Below are 17,788 nucleotides of genomic sequence, written 5' to 3' on the forward strand. Positions count from 1 at the left end.
CGGCTGTACACGCTGGACTACTACCTCCGCCTGGCCGAGCAGATCGTGGCCGCCGGTGCCCACGTCCTGGCCGTCAAGGACATGGCGGGCCTGCTGCGCGCCCCGGCCGCCGCGACCCTCGTGTCGGCGCTGCGCCGGGAGTTCGACCTGCCGGTTCACCTCCACACCCACGACACGGCGGGCGGCCAGCTCGCCACCTACCTCGCGGCGATCCAGGCGGGCGCGGACGCGGTGGACGGTGCGGTGGCGTCCATGGCGGGCACCACCTCGCAGCCGTCGCTGTCGGCGCTCGTGGCTGCGACCGACCACTCCGAGCGGCCCACCGGACTGGACCTGCAGGCCGTCGGCGACCTGGAGCCGTACTGGGAGAGCGTCCGCAAGATCTACGCACCCTTCGAGGCGGGCCTGGCCTCGCCGACCGGGCGCGTCTACCACCACGAGATCCCCGGCGGCCAGCTCTCCAACCTGCGCACCCAGGCGATCGCGCTGGGCCTCGGCGACCGCTTCGAGGAGATCGAGGCGATGTACGCCGCCGCCGACCGGATGCTGGGCCGGCTGGTGAAGGTCACCCCCTCGTCGAAGGTGGTCGGGGACCTCGCGCTCCATCTGGTGGGCGCCGGGGTGTCGCCGGAGGACTTCGAGGCGGCACCGAACAGGTTCGACATCCCCGACTCCGTCATCGGCTTCCTGCGCGGCGAGTTGGGCAACCCGCCCGGCGGATGGCCGGAGCCGTTCCGCACCAGGGCGCTGGAGGGCCGCCCGCAGCCCAGGCCCGCGCAGGAGCTGTCCGCGGAGGACCGCAAGGGGCTGGCGAAGGACCGGCGGGCGACGCTCAACCGGCTGCTGTTCCCCGGGCCGACGCGCGAGTACGAGACACACCGTCAGACGTACGGCGACACCAGCGTCCTCGACAGCAAGCACTTCTTCTACGGGCTGCGGCCCGGCAAGGAGTACGCCGTCGATCTCGAACCCGGCGTACGCCTCCTGATCGAGCTGGAGGCCGTCGGCGAGGCGGACGAACGCGGGATGCGCACCGTGATGTCCAACCTGAACGGCCAGTTGCGGCCGATCCAGGTACGCGATGCCGCCGTGGCCGCCGACATCCCGGCGACCGAGAAGGCCGACCGCGCCAACCCCGGCCATGTCGCCGCGCCGTTCGCCGGAGTGGTGACGCTCGCGGTCGCCGAGGGCGACGAGGTGGCGGCCGGTGCCACGGTGGCCACCATCGAGGCGATGAAGATGGAAGCCGCGATCACTGCCCCGAAGTCCGGCAGGGTGGCCAGACTGGCCATCAACCCGATCCAGCAGGTGGAGGGCGGCGACCTCCTCGTCGAGATCGTGTGAGGCGGCTGTCGGTCGGTGCCGGCCGCAGCGAGGCGAAGGGGGATGCAATGGCGGAGGAGCGGGGACTCGCCGAGGGGCAGCGCCGGCACTGGCAGCACACCTATGCCGCGCACCCGGGGATGTACGGCGGGCAGCCCTCCGCGCCGGCTGTCCACGCCGCCGAGGTCTTCCGCAGGGCCGGGGCGCAGCATGTGCTGGAACTCGGCGCCGGGCACGGCCGCGACACCCTGTACTTCGTCCGCGAAGGCTTCACCGTCCAGGCCACCGACTTCAGCGCCACCGGCCTGCAGCAGTTGCGGGACGCCGCCCGTGCCCAGCAGGTGGCCGAGCGCATCACCACCGCGGAGCACGACGTACGCGAGCCACTGCCGCTGCCGGACGCCTCCGTGGACGCGGTCTTCGCGCACATGCTGCTGTGCATGGCTCTGTCCACCAAGGAGATCCACGCCCTGGTCGATGAGATCCGGCGCGTTCTGCGGCCGGGCGGCGTCTTCGTCTACACGGTGCGGCACACCGGCGACGCGCACTACGGCGCCGGCACCGCGCACGGTGATGACATCTACGAGCACGGCGGCTTCGCCGTGCACTTCTTCCCCCGCGAACTGGTCGACGCCCTCGCGCACGGCTGGACCCTCGACGAGGTCCACTCCTTCGAGGAAGGCGATCTGCCCCGCCGCCTGTGGCGGGTGACCCAGACTCTGCCCCGTACCTAGAGGGCCCGCGCGACGAGGAGGGCGACGTCGTCGTGGTCGTCGGGGTGGCGCAGGCCGTACAGCAGGAGGTCGCAGATCTCCTCGAGGGGCCGGTCGGGTTCGTCGAGGAAGCTCAGGAGGACGTTCAGACGGTCGTCGATCGCGTGGTGCCGGGTCTCGACGAGGCCGTCGGTGTAGAGGACCAGCAGGTCGCCGGGGCCGAGCTCGGTCGTGGTGGTCTCGAACGGGATGCCGCCGACGCCGAGCGGGGCTCCGGACGGCAGCTCCAGCAGTGCGGCGGCCTGGCCGGGGCGGGCCAGCGCGGGCGGCATGTGTCCCGCGTTGGCGATGCGGCACTGCCTCGTGTGGGGGTCGTACACGGCGTACAGGCAGGTGACGATGTAGTGCTCCAGCTCGCAGGTGATCTTGTCCAGGTGCTGGAGTACGGCGCCGGGTTCCAGGTCGAGGTCCGCGTAGGCGCAGGTGGCGGTGCGCAGTCGGCCCATGGTGGCGGCGGCGTCGATGCCGTTGCCCATGACATCGCCGACGACCAGGGCGGTCTTGTCGTCCTCCAGGCCGATGACGTCGTACCAGTCGCCGCCGACTTCGGTGGTGGCCTGGGCGGGCTGATAGCGGGAGGCGAGTTCCAGACCGGTGTGGTGCGGCGGGTGGTCGGGCAACAGGCTGCGCTGGAGGGTGAGGGCGGTGTTGCGCACGCTCTGGAACCAGCGGGCGTTGTCGATGGCGACGGCGGCGCGGCTGGCCAGCTCACCGGCCAGGACGACGTCGTCCTCGTCGAAGGGGAGCGGATTGCGGGTGCGCTTGAGGTCGAGGGCGCCGAGCACCTCGCCGTGGGCGATCAACGGCACGGCGAGGTAGGAGTGGACGCCGGCGCGGGCCAGGAGCGCGGTGGCCTCGGCGTCGCGGGCGATGCGCGGCAGATCCTGTTCGTCGACGTGGCGCACCAGGACCGGCCGGCCGGTGTGGACGCACAGGGTGACCAGGCGGTCACCGTCGTAGGCGATGAGGTCACCGGGAGGGTCGGCGGCGCGCAGCGCCACGGTGGGATGAGCCGATTTCAGGGCGAGGGCTCGGAAGAACTCCGGGCCGTTGTCCGGCCTGGCCTTGCGGCGGCAGGCCAGGGCGGAGTCGAGGATGTCCACGGCGACCACGTCGGCGAGCGCGGTGCTGGCGATGTCGGCCAGTTCGCGGGCGGTCTCCTCCACCTCCAGCGTGGTGCCGACACGCGTGGAGGCGTCGGCGATGAGGGCCAGGCGTCGCCGGGCCCGGTCGGCCTCGGCGGCCGCGCGGTGCCGTTCGGTGACGTCGACGACCGAGGTCGCCGCGCCCAGCACCCGCCCGCCGGGGTCCTCCAGCCGGTAGAACGACAGGGACCAGGCGTGCTCGTGGTCGGGATCGCTCCGGGGGCGGCCCACGTGGTACTGGTCGAGCAGCGGGGTGCCGGTGGTGAGCACCTGACGCAGTGCGGACTCGATGGTGTCGATGTCGGGCAGGGGGAGTGTCTCTCGCAGGTGACGGCCGACGTGGTCCTCGGCGGGGATGCCGTCGATGCGCTCCAGCGCCGGATTGACCAGGAGATATCGCAGGTCCGGGTCCATGAGGGCCAGACCGATCGGAGACTGGTTGATCAGCCGCTCGCACAGGGCCAGATCGGTCTCGACGCGCTGGAGCAGGCTGTGGTCGGCCGCGATGCCCAGCGCGTAGACATCTCCGACATCATCCAGCAGCCGCATGTTGCGGAACTCCGTCAGGCGGGTGCTGCCGTCCTTGTGCCGGATGGGGAAGGAGCCGGCCCAGCTCCGGCCCGTCTTCAGCACCTCTTCGAACAGTTTCACCACGGACTGGAGATGCTCGGGGTGGATGAACAGTCGCGCCGCGTGCTTGCCGAGAGCCTCTTCCGACGTGTAGCCGAAGAGTTCCTCGGCCTGGGGGGTCCAGAACACGATGCGCCCGTCGGCGTCGAGGACCACCGCGGCCACGCTCAGCACATCCAGCAGGCCGGTCGGCCGGGGCTGCTCGGGGCCGTACCCGTCACTGCGGGACTGGAAGGATTCGGCTTTCATCCCTGATCCTCCTCCGCCGACCGACAGGACGCGCGTACGTCTGTCGGCGTCACCGCGCATCCGGCTCTGATACCCGGACTTCCCTGCTGCCTCCGGCCCACACGCGTCGGCGATCAGCACATCAGGGAGGCCGGTCCGGCCACCAGCTGCCGGGATCGTGCACATCGGACGGACAAGCAGGACCATAGTCATGAAGAGGATGGGACCAATGGATTCTGTGCGAAAAGGTTCCGATGTGCGCACGTCCGCAGGGCCGCGCGAGCTGTTCGACGCGTCCACCGACGCGGCAGCGGTGGTATCCGCCGACGGCATCGTGGTCGGCTGGACCCGGGGCGCCGAAGAACTCCTCGGGTACCCGGCGTCCGAGGTGGTCGGCGGCTCCGCCGCGCGGCTGCTGGCGGTGCCCGGGGACCCGGTACGGGTGACCGGCGTCGCCGAGCGGTGCCGCACCGGAATGGGGTGGAGCGGTCTCATCCCCGTACGACACCGCGACAGCGGCCGTCTCGAGGTCGACCTGCGGGTCTCGGCATCCTTCCGCATCGGTGGCGACGAGTGCTTTCTGCTCTCGGCACGGGAGCAGAAGCCGCAATGGACGATGGGCGAGTCCGTCCTCGACGGATTCCTCACCCGCTCGCCGGTCGGCATGGCGGTGATGGACACACAGCTGCGCTACGTGTGGCTGAACGACACCCTGGAACGCTTCGGCGGTGTGCCCCGTGAGCAGCGACTCGGGCGTCGCCTGAGCGAGCTGCTGCCCGGGCTGCAGGCGGACACCCTCGAGGGACTGATGCGCAAGGTACTGGCGACCGGGGTCCCGGTGACCGACTACGAGTACGTGGGATGGAGCTGGGCCGATCCACACCGCCAGCACGCCTACTCCACGTCCTTCTTCCCGCTCGTGGACGCCGACGGCTCCGTCACCGGGGTCTGTTACATGGTCCTGGACGTCACCGAGCGGTGGAATGCCCGGCAGCTGTTGTCGCTGGTCAACGAAGCCGGGACCAGCATCGGCAGGACCCTTGACGTGATGCGGACGGCTCAGGAGCTGGCCGACTTCGCGGTTCCCCGCTTCGCGGACTTCGTCGTCGTCGATCTCCTGGAGCCTGTCCTGAGCACCGAGGGGCACGGCGCGTGGCTGACCGATGCGGGGCCCGCACCGGCGAAGCCGGTGATGCGCCGCGCCGGTATGAGTTCGGTGCGGGAGGGCTGTCCGGAGGCCGTGGCGCGGGTCGGAGACCGAGTCGACTTCCTCCCCCCGCCGCACGACGTGAATCTGCTGATCAGCGGTGAGCCGATCCTCATCCCGGTCCTCGACCCGTCCGACGCCCTGTGGGTTGCCGAACAGCCCGCGAGGACGGCCAGCATCCGCGAGTTCGGGCTGCACTCCCTGATCTCCGTACCGATGCGGGCGCGGAACACCGCCCTGGGCCTCACCACGTTCGTACGGTCACTCAATCCCGTCTCGTTCCAGCCCGACGACGTCCTGCTGGCCGGTGAACTGGTGGCACGGGCGGCGCTGTGCGTGGACAACGCCCGCCGCTACACCCGGGAGCACACGGCAGCGGTCACCCTGCAGCGCAGCCTGCTGCCGCACGCCCTGTCGGGCGGAACAGCGCTGGAGGTGGCCTTCTGCTATCGGCCGGCGGACCCGACGGGTGGGGTCGGTGGCGACTGGTTCGATGTGATCCCGCTGTCCGGCGCCCGGGTGGGCCTCGTCGTCGGCGACGTGGTCGGCCACGGCATCACCGCGGCGGCGACCATGGGCCGACTGCGCACCGCGGTGCAGACCCTCGCCGACATGGAGATGCCCCCGGACGAACTGCTGGCTCACCTGGACGACCTCGTGCTCCGGCTCAGTGAGGAGAGGACCGGCGACGAGGCGGACAACCAGAGCGCGAGCGCCTTCCTCGGAGCGACCTGCCTGTACGCCGTCTACGACCCCGCCACGAGGCGCTGCACGATGGCCCGGGCCGGCCATCCGCCACCTGTCGTGGTCGCACCCGACGGGCACGTCTCCTTCCCGGAGCTCCCCGCAGGACCTCCGCTGGGGCTGGGCGGGATGGCGTTCGAGACCACCGAGATCGAGCTCGCCGAGAACAGTCTGCTGGGTCTCTTCACCGACGGTCTCGTCGAGGGAGCCGACCGCGACATGGAACTGGGCATGTCCCGGCTCGGCGCCGTGCTCGCCCAGCCGGACCCCCGCCTCGGAACGCTGTGCTCGTCCGCGGTGCAGCAGCTCGTGCCCGTTCCCCAACCCGACGATGTCGCCCTCCTGCTGGCGCGCACGCACGCGCTGGGGGCCGACCAGGTCGCCTCGTGGGACGTGCCCGTGAACCCGGCCGCCGTCGCGGATATCCGCGCCCGCGCGACCCGCCGGGTCGAAGCCTGGGGCCTCGGAGAACTGGCCATGACGACGGAGCTCATCGTCAGCGAGCTGGTCACCAACGCGATTCGCTATGCCACACCGCCCATACGCCTGCGACTGCTCCGCGACTCCCGCCTGACCTGCGAGGTCGCCGACGCCAGCAGCACCGCCCCACGGCTGCGGCACGCCCGCAGCACGGACGAGGGCGGCCGCGGCCTGTTTCTGGTGGCCCAGCTCGCCCATCGCTGGGGTGCCCGGTTCTCGGCCGACGGAAAGATCATCTGGGCGGAACAGGAGATCCCGTGAGGGTGCTGCGGGTGCCGTCATGCCGCCTGCACCACGACGGCCGTCGCGGATCAGGAATATGCTCGACCGTCCAGCTGTCCATCCGGCGCCGGTCGGGAGTGCCATGGCCATCACACGTGCCGTCAGCACACCTCTCACCTTGGGACTTCTGCTCCTCGTGACAGGATGTGCCGGCGCCGACACGCTCGGCATGTCCCCGCCCGTTCCCCACCCTGCCCCGGCCCGTATGTCCTCTGCGGCGGCCCCGTCCTCTCCTTCGTCCAGTCCGCTGCCGGACACCGATCCGCGCTCCGACTCCGCCTCGCTGAGCATCCCTGCCATCGGTGTGCGGGACCTGGAGGTCGTTCCCTACGAAGGAACGACGGACGACGCGCCAGGGACGCGCATCCAGGACCGCGGCGTCGCCGCCAGCCCCTACGGTGACCAGGGCGGTGTCGGTCCCGGCGAAACGGGCAACTACCTCGTCACCGCCCACCGCCTGAGCGCGGGCGGCCCGCTGCGCGAGCTGCCCGAACTCGACAACGGTGACACCGTACGCGTCGAGTTGGGGAGCACCGTCTACACGTACAAGATCACCAAGACCCGGTGGACGTCCTTCCGGTCCGCGCGCTCACTCGCCGAGCAGCGCGCCGCCGTACCCGGCTCGCCCGGCGAAGTGCCCACCCAAGCCATGATCACCATATCGACATGCGCCACGCCCGAGGACAATGCGGCGGGGAACTTCTGGCGAGACGACAGGAACAATCCCGAGCACCGCATAGACAAGATCGGCGTACTCGCGTCGGCGGAGCGGTCGGCGGGCAGCGGCTCCGCTCCGCGGGGCTACGACCGGGCGGGCTGATTGGCGATCAGAAGAGTGGTCCCAGCCGGGCGAAAGCCCAGGCGGGTGTAGATGCGGGCGACGGCATCCTCCGCGTAGGCGAGAAAGACGGTGTCCACGCCGTGGTCGCGGGCGTGGATCGCCGGCGCTGCCGTGACGGCGGCTGCCAGTCCCCGGCGGCGAGCGGTGGGGAGGGTGCCCACGCCGCCGATCTCGGCGGTGCCGTGAGCGGGGTGGTAGTGGCCGACGGCGAGCGGGGTGCCGTCAGGGGCGAGCGCAGCGATGAGCGTTTTGTGCCCGGCGCGGATGGCGGGGCGCGTTGTTGCCAACGCGCCGTCCGCGGTCACCTCTGCGGCCACCCTCGCCAGTTCCGCGCGGCCCGCCGAGCCCACCGAGGTGCCCGCCACGGCGAAGGCGAGGCGGGGGAGAGCGAGGGCTGCGGGCAGAGCCGGGTCGTCGGCCGTCAGCTTGCGGATCGTGATGCCGTCCGGCAGCGGCTGCGGGCGCACCGGGGCGTGCGGGTCGAGGGCCATCAGTGGGCGTTCTTGCACGGGGAGGCCGGCGGCCTCGATACGGGTGCGCAGCGTCGGTGCCGCCTCGGCGAGCCACTCGAAGGCTTCCGGCACACCGAGTTCACGCTGCCGGGCGCGGACCCGGGCGATGTCGGCGGTGGTGACGGTCGCGGCTTCTGCGGTGGGTTGAGCGTGGCTGGGACCGCCGTAGTACGGGGTGCCTGGTTCTGTGCGCACAAACAGCCGCAGCGGTCCAAAGTCCTCGGCGTCGGCGAACAGGAGCAGCACGGTGGCGTAGTACTGCTCGATACGGGCACGCAGCGCTGCAACGCTCATACGGCGCATCCCACCACGCAGCGGCCCGGTGCCGCATCCGAGAATTGCGGTCGGGCAGTGCCCCGGCACTGCTGTGCCGGGGCGAACCTGGTGCCGCCGCGGCGTGATCTACGCGTTCTTCGGTGCTGCCTGTTGCACGACGTCGAAGGACCACAGGGTGGAGTGGGTTGCCGCGGGCTTGGGGCGTTCGCCGCTGTCCGCGCCGGCGCCCTGGTGGGCTGCCTTCATGGGTCCCTCCATCCAGGCCTGGAAGGACTCCTCGTCGCGCCACCGCGTGTAGACGAGGTAGTTGTCGGTGCCTTCGACCGGCCGCAGGAGTTCGAACCACTCGAACCCGTCGGAGCTCTCCACGGCGTGGGCACGGGCGGCGAAGCGCTTTTCCAGTGTTTCCCGCTGCTCGGCGGGAACGGTCAGTACGTTGATCTTGACTACGCTCATGCTCCTCATCCTGCCGCACGGCAGGCAGGCAGACGGGGAAGGGGTGAGTCCAAGAAGGCCCGTGGGTCAGCGCTGGTACAGCCCCACGAGGGTGCCGCTGGCGAGCTGCCGCTTTTCGACGGCCTCGTGCAGCTGGTCGGCGCTGGGCGCGTCGGGGAGGACGCATGGTTCTGCCAGGGCGTAGAGCCGGAAGAGGTAGTGGTGCGGGTTGTCTCCCGGCGGCGGATGCGGTCCGCCCCAGCCATGGTCGCCGTAGCCGTTGACGAGTTCGGTGCCGCCGGGCGGGTGCTGTCCGGTGCCGACGCCGTCACTGTGGGGATCGATGCCGACGACGGCCCAGTGCACGAAGGTGCCCGACGGGGCGTCGGGGTCTTCGCACAGCAGGACCAGCTCCGCCGCGTCGTCCGGCACGCCGCTCCATGTCAGCGGAGGGGAGGCGTTGTCTCCCTCGTACGCGTAGCGGCGCGCGATGAAGGATTGGTCACTGAATGCGCTGCTGTTGAGGTCGATGCCAGCCATATGGCCCGGGGTACCCAGGCCGGGGCCGGACATGCGTACGCGTCGCGCGGGCCGGCCGGCCTGCTCACGTGAACGGCACCGAATAGGTGCGGCCCTCGACGCCCCACTCCCCGGTCGGCGGTTTCGCCCCGTCGTCGATCGCCCGCAGTGTGGGCCGGCCGATATGGGCGTAGACCAACCGCCGCACCCCGTGCCGTACGGCCTGCTCGGCAACGGTGTGCACGGGTGCGTGGCCGCCGACGCCGCCTCGGAACCGTATCGGCCGGTTCCACGCGGCGGCCTCGGCGAACATCAGGACCGCCCCCGCGGCCCAGTCCGGGAACTCCCAGAATTCCGGCGCCCACACCACCATCGCTGCGCCCGCTTCGATCCGGTAGCCGTATGCGGGATGCGAGGTGTGGACCACCGGACAGCGCCGTACGTACACGCCGCTCAGTTCCAGGTCGCCGGACCACAGCCGGACGCCCCGCGCGGCTGCGCTCCGGCGCAGCGCGGCCCGCAGTTCCGACTGCTCGTCGGTGACCAGCCAGCCGTCGAGCCGCCCGGGCGGCGGTTCGGCGCCCGGCCCGCCGTCGAAGGCCACGTGGTGCCCGGCGCAGCGCAGCAGGAGACCGGCGGGCGCGAACCGCGGCGAGTTCATCGCCCCGATGCCGAGCAACGTCAGCCGCAGCCGGCGGGTCATCGGCCGGTCCGCGTGCCGGGCCGCAACACGAGCGTGTCGTCGGGCTGCAGCGCCACGTTCACGCCCGCACTGATCCGGTCGAGCGTCGCGCGCAGCCATACGCGGTCCTGTGCGGCCGCGGGTTCCAGCCGCATCCGCCGGGCCTGCAGGGGCACCATGCGCAGGCCGGCCAGTTGTCCGGTGTCTGCCGCAACCGTCACGAAGTAGGCAAGGCGGAGATCGTCGCGGTACTCCTCGTAGCCGGAGATTCCTTCGTAGTCGTCGATGAAGTCGCCGCAGCCGTAGAGAATCAGCCGGTCCCGGTACACCTCCAGGGGACGCGGGTGATGCGAGGAGTGGCCGTGGACAAGATCCACGCCGCCGTCCACCAGGGCGTGCGCGAAGCGGACCTGGTCCCGGGGAACGTGGTAGCCCCAGTTGGAACCCCAGTGCACCGAGACGACGGCGATGTCGCCGGTCCGCCTGGCCCTTCGTACGCGCTCGACCACGGCGTCGGCGGAGGCCTGCGAGAAGCCGGGCACGTACGCGACACCGGGCAGGTCAGCGGTCGCCTCCCAGTCGGACGGAATGCCGCTCGACGCCGCTCCGAGGGCGAACACCAGCACACGGCCGGTGCCGTCGAGGGGCACCACCGCGGGCGCGTACGCCTCGGCGGCGTCGCGTCCCGCGCCCGCCGTACGAAGTCCCGCACCGGCCAGCACGTCCAGGGTTTCCGCCAGGCCGGGGCGACCGAAGTCCAGGACATGGTTGTTGGCCAGGACACAGACGTCGGGCCGGGCCACCGCCAGGGCGGGCAGGTTGGCCGGGTGCATCCGGTAGTGGACCGCCTTGTCGTACGCAAAGCCGGCGCAGCGTGTGATCGCCGTCTCCAGGTTGATGATCCGAACGTCCGGAGCGGCTTCGTCGAGCACTCGCAGCGCCTCGCCCCAGGGCCAGGACGCGGAGACCGGCGCGGGGATCGGGCCGTTGACCGCCTCCGCCAGCTCCACATAGGAGCGGGCGTCCACAACGTAGCCCTCCCGCAGCGCCGGGTCGCCGGGGTGGGCAAGGATCTGGTCGACGCCGCGCCCGAGCATCACATCGCCGCACAGGAACAGTGTCACCAGGCTGCCGCCCATGTCCCCACCGTAGGCCGCCTCGCCACAGGCGTCGTCCGCCCCCCGCGCCGATGAAATCCGCACCGCCCGGACGGGTACCCGGTCCAGAGGACCGACGGCGCATCGGCCATGGGGCCGGCAGCCCTGAGGAAGAAGATGATGTCAATGATCTCCCAGGTGGTCACGGTGCCCGCCGACGGCGCTTCGCTGGTGGGTGACCTGGTCGTGCCGGCACCGGCGCACGGCGTGGTGCTGTTCGCACACGGCAGCGGCAGTTCCCGGCACAGCCCGCGCAACCGCATGGTCGCCGCCGAGCTGCGCACCGCCGGACTGGCCACTCTGTTGATGGACCTGCTCACCGAGCGGGAGGACCAATATGACGCGCTGACCGCCGAGCACCGCTTCGACATCCCGCTCCTGGGACGCCGAGTGGTGGCCGCGATCGACTGGCTGGAGCAGCAACCGGACGTCAGGGGACTGCCCGTCGCCCTGTTCGGTGCCAGCACCGGTGCGGCCGCGGCCCTGGTGGCCGCCGCCGAGCGACCCGACCGCGTGGTGACCGTGGTGTCGCGAGGCGGCCGGCCCGACCTGGCCGGCGACGCCCTGGGCGCCGTACAGGCACCGGTGCTGCTCATTGTCGGTGGTGACGACCAGCAGGTGCTGCGGCTCAACCAGGAGGCGGCCCGGCGGCTGCACGCCCCGCACACTCTGCACGTGGTGCCCGGTGCCACCCATCTGTTCGAGGAGCCCGGTGCGCTCGAGCAGGTCGCCGACACGGCGCGGGAGTGGTGCACAGAGCGACTGCGGTCCGCCCAAGAAGCCACGAAGGGGCGTTGAACGGCGGGTCCGGGCCATGGGCCGCCCCTGAGTTCACCTGAGGCGGCGGCCTCGGCCCCGGACCGCGGGGCCCCAGGGGCGCGGAGCCGCGTCGGGCCCTGCCTTGCCTGCGCCTGGCGCCTGGCGCAGGCTGGTCGCATGGGTGCTCATGACGGCCCGACGCTCATCACCTCTGTGCAGCGGGCCTTCCGCCTGCTGGAGGCGGTGAGCGCGCACGAGAACGGCGCGCCGGCGAAGCAACTGGCACGCGAGACGGGTCTGCCCCTGGCCACCGCCTATCACCTGCTGCGGACGCTGGCGCATGACGGATACGTACGGAAGCTGGACGACGGGGGGTTCGTCCTGGGCGACAAGCTGCAGGCGCTGCAGACCGAGGGCAGCGGACAGGCGCTGCTCAGCCGCGTCCGTCCCACGCTCGCCGCTCTGCGGGACGAGTTCGCGACCGCCACCTACCTGACCTTCTACGAGGAGGGGGAGATCCGGGTCGCCGAGATCGTCGACAGCCCGCGGGCGCCCCGCGTCGACCTCTGGGTGGGATTCCAGGACGCGGGACACGCCACCGCGCTGGGCAAGTCCGTGCTGCGAGAACTGGATGAGGAGTCGCGCAAGGAGTACCTCTCCCGGCACACCCTCGCCGACCTCACCCCACGGACGATCACCAGCCCTTCGGAACTGCTCCGGCGGCTCGACACCTCACCCGTGGCCCCGGCCGTCACGGACCTGGAGGAGTACGCCCTTGGCACCGTGTGCGTCGCTGTGCCCGTCTACAGCGGGGGCACGCTCGGCTCGCTCGGTGTCTCACTGCCGGCGGACCGGTTGTCCCGGCTTGAGGAGATCCGGGCGCGGCTGCTCCCGATCGCGAGTCGAGTGACCAGGAACCTTTCGCTCACTATCTGAAAATTGTGTCCTTGCGGCGCCCGAGCCGAGGCACTTTCCTGGATGAAGTCGGACAAACCGGGAGTATCCCTCGTTGCTCCCCCGGACAGGTGAGGATTGCGGACGAAGCATGAGTCAGGCCCGGGACCATGGTGGCGGCCACTGGCACATGAGGCCCTTCAAGAGTCTCGTTGCATCAGCCCACAGGCACGCCGCCGCACAACTGGCCACCGGTATGCCCGTACTGCCCATGCTGATCGTCGCGGTGTACGTGGTGGTCGCCCTCTTCTGCGACGGAGGGATGATCTGGCTGCCGCTGCTCGTGGCCGGGCCCGCGCTGGCCGCCACCACCAACGGGCCGCGAGGCGTCCTCTGTGTCGGTCTCCTGGCCATGGTGCTGGGCACCACGCTCGGAGCCCGGGCGGGGATTCCGCGCCACGAACTGACTGCCGTGCTGTCCGCCCTGGTGGTCGTCACGCTGGCGGGTGGCCTGGCCAGCGTGCTGCGAGGACGTCGTGAGCGGGTGCTCGCGGCCGTTCGCTCGGTCGCGGAGGCCGCTCAGCATGCGCTTCTCAAACCCGTACCGGAGACCGTCGGCCCGTTCCGGGTGGCCGTCCGCTACAGCGCTGCTGCGGCGGAGGCTCGTATCGGTGGAGATCTCTACGCGCTGGTGAACACGCCGTACGGGGTCAGGCTGATCGTCGGCGATGTGCGCGGCAAGGGGCTGCCCGCCGTGGGGACCGCCGCACTGGTGCTCGGTGTCTTTCGCGAGGCCGCCTACGACGAGCCCGATCTGCTCGCCGTCGTCGACAGGATCGAGCGCAGCCTGGCGCGCAATCTCGCCCATGACGACTTCGTCACCGCCGTGGTCGCCGGATACCCGCAGACAGGGCAGCTGGAGGTGGTCAACTGCGGACATGCGCCTCCGCTGTTGGTACGCGAGTCGGGCAGTGTTGTGGCGGTGGAGCCCACCCGTCCGACGCCACCGCTCGGATTGCGTGCCCTCTCGGGCGAGGCCCCCAGCCTCCAGGTGCTGCCCTTCGCCGAGGGGGATCAGCTGCTGCTCTACACCGACGGGGTCACCGAGGCCCGCAACCACGGGCGTGAGTTCTACCCGCTGGCCGAGGGGCTTGCGCGACACGTGTGCGACGAACCGGCGCGCACCCTCACCGGGCTCCATGACGAACTGCTGGCACACGTGGGCGGTCGGCTGCATGATGACGCGGCGCTGCTCCTGCTCCGCAAACCGGCCCCTGCCGAGATCGGCGAAGGGGCGGCGGACCCGGTGTCTCCCGCGCCGTGTTCATCCGGAGCCCCATAGGCCCCGCTCAGCCGCGCTGATCAAGCTCCGTAGTCACGCCGCGACGAGATCGGCCCACCGAGTGACCCCGCCGGAGTGGACGGACATGCCGTGCCGAGTCGCCAGTGCGTGGACGATCTCCTCGCCTCGACCGTGCTCGTCCGGGTCGATCTCCGCAGCCGACTGCCCCGCCGGACACGCGGGGCCCGCGTCGGTGACTTCGATGCGCAGGGTGCCGAGTCCGTCGCCCCGGGCCCAGGACAGCCGCAGCTCCGCCGGGGGCAGGGCGTGGACGATCACGTTGGTGACCAGTTCCGACACCACCAGGAGACAGTCATCGACGAGCTCCGGGAAGACGTTCCAGTCTGCGAGCAGCGCCCGCACACGTCCACGCACGACCGAGACCGCCCCCGGGACGTGCGGGAGCGGACAGACCAGTGCGCATGCCGCCCGAGGCGATGTATTGAGCTGTACCGCCATCTGCTCTCCTCTGTGAGCGCTGTGGGCCGGACGCCGGGCCTCAACGCGCGCAGCCGGGCCTCGTTGCACGCTAAGGAGCGAAGCGAGGCCGGTCAACGAATGGCGGTCGGCATTACCGAACGCCGACGCCCATCCGCTGATGAAGCGGCGCCCGGCACGTACAGCGGACGCCCCATGGCGGGGCTACGCTCGCTTTATGGCCGGCCCGGTTCAGTCGATCGAACGGGCGGCGGCGATCCTGCGTCTGCTCGCCGGTGGGCCCCGCCGACTCGGTCTCGGCGAGGTGGCGGCCTCGCTCGGGCTGGCGAAGGGCACCGCCCACGGTATTCTGCGCACACTGCAGCACGTGGACTTCGTGGAGCAGGACGAGGAGACCGGAAAGTACCAGCTCGGGGCCGCTCTGCTGCACCTCGGCACCAGTTACCTCGACGTGAACGAGCTGCGGTCGCGCTCGATCAACTGGGCCGATGCCCTGGCCGCCCGCAGTGGGGAAGCGGTCCGTCTGGGCACCCCTCTGGAGGGCAAGGTCCTGATCGTCCACCACGTGTTCCGGCCGGACGACACACTCCAGACCCTGGACGTGGGCGCGCTGCTGCCGCTGCACGCCTCCTCGCTCGGCAAGGTGCTGCTGGCCTTCGGGACCGAGCCCGTGGAGTCGGCCCTGGAATCCGGGCTGGAGGCGTACACCCGGCACACCCTGGTCGTCCCGGAACAACTCACCCGGGCGCTCGCCGAGGTCCGGGAACTGGGATGGGCCGCCGAGGTCCAGGAAATGAGCATGGGCGAAGCCGGCGTCGCCTCGCCGATCCGAGGGCACGGCGGTCTCGTGGTGGGCGCCATCGGACTGTCCGGCCCGGTCGAGCGGATCTGTGACAGCCAAGGCCGACCCCGGCCCAGCCTGGTCACGCTGCTTCGCGAGGCCGCTCGGGCGATCTCCAGAGAGCTGGGCGCAGCCCGCTGGTAGTGCCACCGCCCCCGGTACATCGGAAGGGACACCCGATCATGGTTGAACGGTATGTGATGTCCATAGATCAGGGCACCAACTCCACCCGATGCATCCTGTTCGACCACCACGGTCGGCTGGCGTCGGTTGCCCAGCGGGAGCATCAGCAGCACTTTCCCCGCCCCGGATGGGTCGAGCACGACGCTCTCGAGATCTGGCGCAATCTGCAGCGCGTCGTACCCGAGGCCTTGTCCGTCGCCGGTGTCGCCGCCGGAGACGTCGTCGCCATCGGCCTCGCCAACCAGCGCGAGACGACGGTGCTCTGGGACCGGCTCACGGGTGCCCCGCTGGGCAGGGCGATCGTCTGGCAGGACACCCGCACAGCGCCGCTGGTCGAGGACCTCAGACACCGACCCGGAGACGAGTTCTTCCTCGAGCGGTGCGGCCTGCCCCCCTCGACCTACTTCTCGGCGCTGCGCATCCGCTGGCTGTTCGACCATGTCAACGGGCTGGAGCAGCGCGCCAAGGACGGCGAGGTGCTGTTCGGCACGATGGAGAGCTGGCTGATCTGGAACCTCACCGGCGGTGCGGACGGCGGCCTGCACATCACCGACGCCACCAACGCCAGCCGCACCATGCTGATGAACATCCGCACCCTCACCTGGGACGAGGAGCTTCTGGCGTTCTTCGGGGTGCCCCGCCCCATGCTGCCCGGGATCCGGCCTTCCGCCGAGAGCTACGGCGATGCCCGCACCGTCCTTCCGGGGATCCGAATCACTGCCGCCCTCGGCGACCAGCAGGCCGCCCTGTTCGGCCAGACCTGCTTCTCCCCGGGCGAGGCGAAGTGCACCTACGGAACGGGCAGCTTCCTGCTGCTCAACACCGGTACCGACGTCGTACGGTCCCGGCACGGGCTCCTCACGACCGTCGCGTACAAGATCGGGGACCAGCCCCCCGTCTACGCCCTGGAAGGTTCGATAGCCGTCACCGGCTCGCTGGTCCAGTGGTTCCGTGACCGGCTGGGACTGATCAGCAGCGCCCCCGAGATCGAGACCCTCGCGCGGACCGTCGAGGACAACGGCGGCTGCTACATCGTCCCCGCGTTCTCGGGTCTGTTCGCACCCCGCTGGCGCAGCGACGCGCGCGGGGTCATCGTCGGCCTCACCTCGTACATCACCAAGGGACATCTGGCCCGAGCCGTCCTGGAGGCCACCGGCTGGCAGACACGCGAGGTCGTCGACGCCATGAACGCCGACTCCTCCGTCGCCCTGAAACAGCTCAAGGTGGACGGCGGGATGACCTCGGACAACCTGCTCATGCAGTTCATCGCCGACGTACTCGACGTGCCGGTGGTACGGCCCATGGTCGCCGAGACCGTCTCCCTCGGCGCCGCCTACGCCGCCGGACTCGCCGCAGGCTTCTGGCCGGATCTGGAAGTCCTGCGCCGCAACTGGCACCGGGCCGCCCAATGGCTGCCGGACATGGACCCTGAACGTCGGGAGTCGGAGTACGACAACTGGCAACGAGCCGTGGAGCGGTCGCTGGGGTGGATCAAACCGCCGAGGCGCACTTGAGGGTGAAGGCGGTCCTCGGATTCTGTATGCATGCGATCTGTACGGGTACCCGGGCTGCAGAAGGAAGCCGTGAACCGGCAGTTCGCGACCTGCTCCGTGGCCCCGGTGAGGACGAAGACATGGCTCAGCCGCAGAAGAAGGACCTGGTGGATGCGCTGCTGGACCAGTACGGGCGATACAGCCTCGCTGAAGAGGCAGAAATCCACCTCAGGGACTGGCCGCACGCACTGTTCCAGCTGCTGCAGCTGGCAGCACTGACCGACGCCAGAGTGACCCCCGAGACAGCCGTACGCACGTTCATGGCCCTGCGTGATCGCCGCTGGTCGACCGCAGGAAAGGTACGGAAGGCCGGGCCCGAGGAGATCGCCGAGGTCCTCGCCGACGCCGGATACCCCGAGGGTGACCGCAGGCGCGTCAGCACGGCGATGACCGATGCGGCACTGCACCTGCAGGAAGACCATGGAGGCGACCTCGGCGAACTGCGCGACGACGCGAAGATGGACCCGCAGCGGGAACGGGAACTGCTCCGGCACTTCGCGAACGTGGACGACGACGTGGTGGATGCCTTCTTCCGGGAGGCCCA

General features: G+C 70.6%; 17 protein-coding genes. 10 read left to right on the forward strand and 7 right to left on the reverse strand.

The window, feature by feature from the left end; genetic code table 11:
- Together ACTWQJ_RS25485 and ACTWQJ_RS25490 are read left to right on the forward strand one after the other, a co-directional pair.
- Positions 1-1,344, forward strand: a 1,344-nt coding sequence (locus ACTWQJ_RS25485) for a biotin/lipoyl-containing protein (protein WP_443308900.1), incomplete at its 5' end; no start/stop codon positions are given.
- A gap of 47 nt (positions 1,345-1,391) precedes the next feature.
- Complete coding sequence (locus tag ACTWQJ_RS25490; RefSeq protein WP_443308901.1) at positions 1,392-2,057, forward strand: class I SAM-dependent methyltransferase; 666 nt, start codon at positions 1,392-1,394, stop codon at positions 2,055-2,057.
- On the opposite strand, the gene ACTWQJ_RS25495 is transcribed toward ACTWQJ_RS25490, so the two are convergent.
- Positions 2,054-4,120 carry a SpoIIE family protein phosphatase gene (locus ACTWQJ_RS25495; protein ID WP_443308902.1) on the reverse strand — a complete coding sequence of 689 codons (2,067 nt, stop codon included), beginning with the start codon at positions 4,118-4,120 and terminating at the stop codon, positions 2,054-2,056. The genes ACTWQJ_RS25490 and ACTWQJ_RS25495 overlap by 4 nt on opposite strands.
- Positions 4,121-4,328: 208 nt before the next feature.
- Between ACTWQJ_RS25495 and ACTWQJ_RS25500 the strand changes: the two genes are divergently transcribed.
- Both ACTWQJ_RS25500 and ACTWQJ_RS25505 read left to right on the forward strand, forming a co-directional pair.
- Entirely contained in the window at positions 4,329-6,791 is a 2,463-nt protein-coding gene (locus ACTWQJ_RS25500; protein WP_443308903.1) for a SpoIIE family protein phosphatase, read from the forward strand.
- A gap of 103 nt (positions 6,792-6,894) precedes the next feature.
- A complete protein-coding gene (locus ACTWQJ_RS25505; protein ID WP_443308904.1) occupies positions 6,895-7,632 on the forward strand; it encodes a class E sortase in 738 nt (245 codons plus the stop codon).
- Here ACTWQJ_RS25505 and ACTWQJ_RS25510 read toward each other — a convergent pair.
- The 5 genes from ACTWQJ_RS25510 to ACTWQJ_RS25530 all read right to left on the reverse strand — a co-directional run bounded on the left by ACTWQJ_RS25510 (position 7,614) and on the right by ACTWQJ_RS25530 (position 11,216).
- Positions 7,614-8,459, reverse strand: a complete 846-nt coding sequence (locus ACTWQJ_RS25510) for a GNAT family N-acetyltransferase (RefSeq protein WP_443308905.1) — start codon at positions 8,457-8,459, stop codon at positions 7,614-7,616. The two genes, ACTWQJ_RS25505 and ACTWQJ_RS25510, sit on opposite strands and share 19 nt — an antisense overlap.
- A gap of 108 nt (positions 8,460-8,567) precedes the next feature.
- Positions 8,568-8,897 (reverse strand): antibiotic biosynthesis monooxygenase family protein, encoded by a 330-nt coding sequence (locus ACTWQJ_RS25515; RefSeq protein WP_443308906.1) that lies wholly within the window; start codon positions 8,895-8,897, stop codon positions 8,568-8,570.
- 66 nt (positions 8,898-8,963) lie between these two features.
- Positions 8,964-9,416 (reverse strand): YbhB/YbcL family Raf kinase inhibitor-like protein, encoded by a 453-nt coding sequence (locus ACTWQJ_RS25520; RefSeq protein ID WP_443308907.1) that lies wholly within the window; start codon positions 9,414-9,416, stop codon positions 8,964-8,966.
- Between the two features lie 64 nt (positions 9,417-9,480).
- Positions 9,481-10,098 carry a hypothetical protein gene (locus tag ACTWQJ_RS25525; RefSeq protein WP_443308908.1) on the reverse strand — a complete coding sequence of 206 codons (618 nt, stop codon included), beginning with the start codon at positions 10,096-10,098 and terminating at the stop codon, positions 9,481-9,483.
- The gene (locus ACTWQJ_RS25530; RefSeq protein ID WP_443308909.1) at positions 10,095-11,216 is read right to left on the reverse strand and encodes a CapA family protein; all 1,122 of its coding nucleotides are present in this window, start codon (positions 11,214-11,216) and stop codon (positions 10,095-10,097) included. The genes ACTWQJ_RS25525 and ACTWQJ_RS25530 overlap by 4 nt, the downstream gene beginning before the upstream one ends.
- 144 nt (positions 11,217-11,360) lie before the next feature.
- Here ACTWQJ_RS25530 and ACTWQJ_RS25535 point away from each other — a divergent pair, with 144 nt between their 5' ends.
- The 3 genes from ACTWQJ_RS25535 to ACTWQJ_RS25545 all read left to right on the forward strand — a co-directional run bounded on the left by ACTWQJ_RS25535 (position 11,361) and on the right by ACTWQJ_RS25545 (position 14,229).
- Positions 11,361-12,032: a dienelactone hydrolase family protein gene (locus tag ACTWQJ_RS25535; protein WP_224734208.1), complete on the forward strand. Its 672-nt coding sequence runs from the start codon at positions 11,361-11,363 to the stop codon at positions 12,030-12,032.
- A gap of 138 nt (positions 12,033-12,170) precedes the next feature.
- Complete coding sequence (locus ACTWQJ_RS25540; RefSeq protein WP_443308910.1) at positions 12,171-12,929, forward strand: IclR family transcriptional regulator; 759 nt, start codon at positions 12,171-12,173, stop codon at positions 12,927-12,929.
- 229 nt (positions 12,930-13,158) lie between these two features.
- Positions 13,159-14,229, forward strand: a complete 1,071-nt coding sequence (locus tag ACTWQJ_RS25545) for a PP2C family protein-serine/threonine phosphatase (RefSeq protein ID WP_443308915.1) — start codon at positions 13,159-13,161, stop codon at positions 14,227-14,229.
- A gap of 33 nt (positions 14,230-14,262) precedes the next feature.
- Here the strand turns inward: ACTWQJ_RS25545 and ACTWQJ_RS25550 are convergent, their stop codons facing one another.
- Complete coding sequence (locus tag ACTWQJ_RS25550; RefSeq protein WP_443308911.1) at positions 14,263-14,688, reverse strand: ATP-binding protein; 426 nt, start codon at positions 14,686-14,688, stop codon at positions 14,263-14,265.
- Positions 14,689-14,884: 196 nt separating this feature from the next.
- On the opposite strand from ACTWQJ_RS25550, the gene ACTWQJ_RS25555 reads away from it, so the two are divergent.
- The 3 genes from ACTWQJ_RS25555 to ACTWQJ_RS25565 form a co-directional block, all read left to right on the forward strand.
- The gene (locus ACTWQJ_RS25555; RefSeq protein WP_443308912.1) at positions 14,885-15,652 is read left to right on the forward strand and encodes an IclR family transcriptional regulator; all 768 of its coding nucleotides are present in this window, start codon (positions 14,885-14,887) and stop codon (positions 15,650-15,652) included.
- 38 nt (positions 15,653-15,690) lie between these two features.
- On the forward strand, positions 15,691-17,205 hold the full coding sequence (gene glpK, locus ACTWQJ_RS25560) for a glycerol kinase GlpK (protein WP_443308913.1): 1,515 nt from the start codon (positions 15,691-15,693) through the stop codon (positions 17,203-17,205).
- 119 nt (positions 17,206-17,324) lie between these two features.
- Positions 17,325-17,788 (forward strand): hypothetical protein (locus ACTWQJ_RS25565; RefSeq protein WP_443308914.1); only part of this gene is annotated, 464 nt, incomplete at its 3' end.

Origin of the sequence: Streptomyces sp. KR55, assembly GCF_052245645.1 — a bacterium.
Lineage (GTDB): Bacteria > Actinomycetota > Actinomycetes > Streptomycetales > Streptomycetaceae > Streptomyces > Streptomyces flavusporus.

Bases quoted from the DNA above. Each gene is read 5' to 3' on its own strand.
- ACTWQJ_RS25550 (WP_443308911.1), bottom strand. From the start codon at position 14,688: ATGGCGGTACAGCTCAATACATCGCCTCGGGCGGCATGCGCACTGGTC.
- ACTWQJ_RS25520 (WP_443308907.1), bottom strand. From the start codon at position 9,416: ATGGCTGGCATCGACCTCAACAGCAGCGCATTCAGTGACCAATCCTTC.
- ACTWQJ_RS25490 (WP_443308901.1), top strand. From the start codon at position 1,392: ATGGCGGAGGAGCGGGGACTCGCCGAGGGGCAGCGCCGGCACTGGCAG.
- ACTWQJ_RS25525 (WP_443308908.1), bottom strand. From the start codon at position 10,098: ATGACCCGCCGGCTGCGGCTGACGTTGCTCGGCATCGGGGCGATGAAC.
- ACTWQJ_RS25530 (WP_443308909.1), bottom strand. From the start codon at position 11,216: ATGGGCGGCAGCCTGGTGACACTGTTCCTGTGCGGCGATGTGATGCTC.
- glpK (WP_443308913.1), top strand. From the start codon at position 15,691: ATGGTTGAACGGTATGTGATGTCCATAGATCAGGGCACCAACTCCACC.
- ACTWQJ_RS25545 (WP_443308915.1), top strand. From the start codon at position 13,159: ATGCTGATCGTCGCGGTGTACGTGGTGGTCGCCCTCTTCTGCGACGGA.
- ACTWQJ_RS25510 (WP_443308905.1), bottom strand. From the start codon at position 8,459: ATGAGCGTTGCAGCGCTGCGTGCCCGTATCGAGCAGTACTACGCCACC.
- ACTWQJ_RS25555 (WP_443308912.1), top strand. From the start codon at position 14,885: ATGGCCGGCCCGGTTCAGTCGATCGAACGGGCGGCGGCGATCCTGCGT.
- ACTWQJ_RS25505 (WP_443308904.1), top strand. From the start codon at position 6,895: ATGGCCATCACACGTGCCGTCAGCACACCTCTCACCTTGGGACTTCTG.
- ACTWQJ_RS25535 (WP_224734208.1), top strand. From the start codon at position 11,361: ATGATCTCCCAGGTGGTCACGGTGCCCGCCGACGGCGCTTCGCTGGTG.
- ACTWQJ_RS25515 (WP_443308906.1), bottom strand. From the start codon at position 8,897: ATGAGCGTAGTCAAGATCAACGTACTGACCGTTCCCGCCGAGCAGCGG.
- ACTWQJ_RS25495 (WP_443308902.1), bottom strand. From the start codon at position 4,120: ATGAAAGCCGAATCCTTCCAGTCCCGCAGTGACGGGTACGGCCCCGAG.
- ACTWQJ_RS25540 (WP_443308910.1), top strand. From the start codon at position 12,171: ATGGGTGCTCATGACGGCCCGACGCTCATCACCTCTGTGCAGCGGGCC.
- ACTWQJ_RS25500 (WP_443308903.1), top strand. From the start codon at position 4,329: ATGGATTCTGTGCGAAAAGGTTCCGATGTGCGCACGTCCGCAGGGCCG.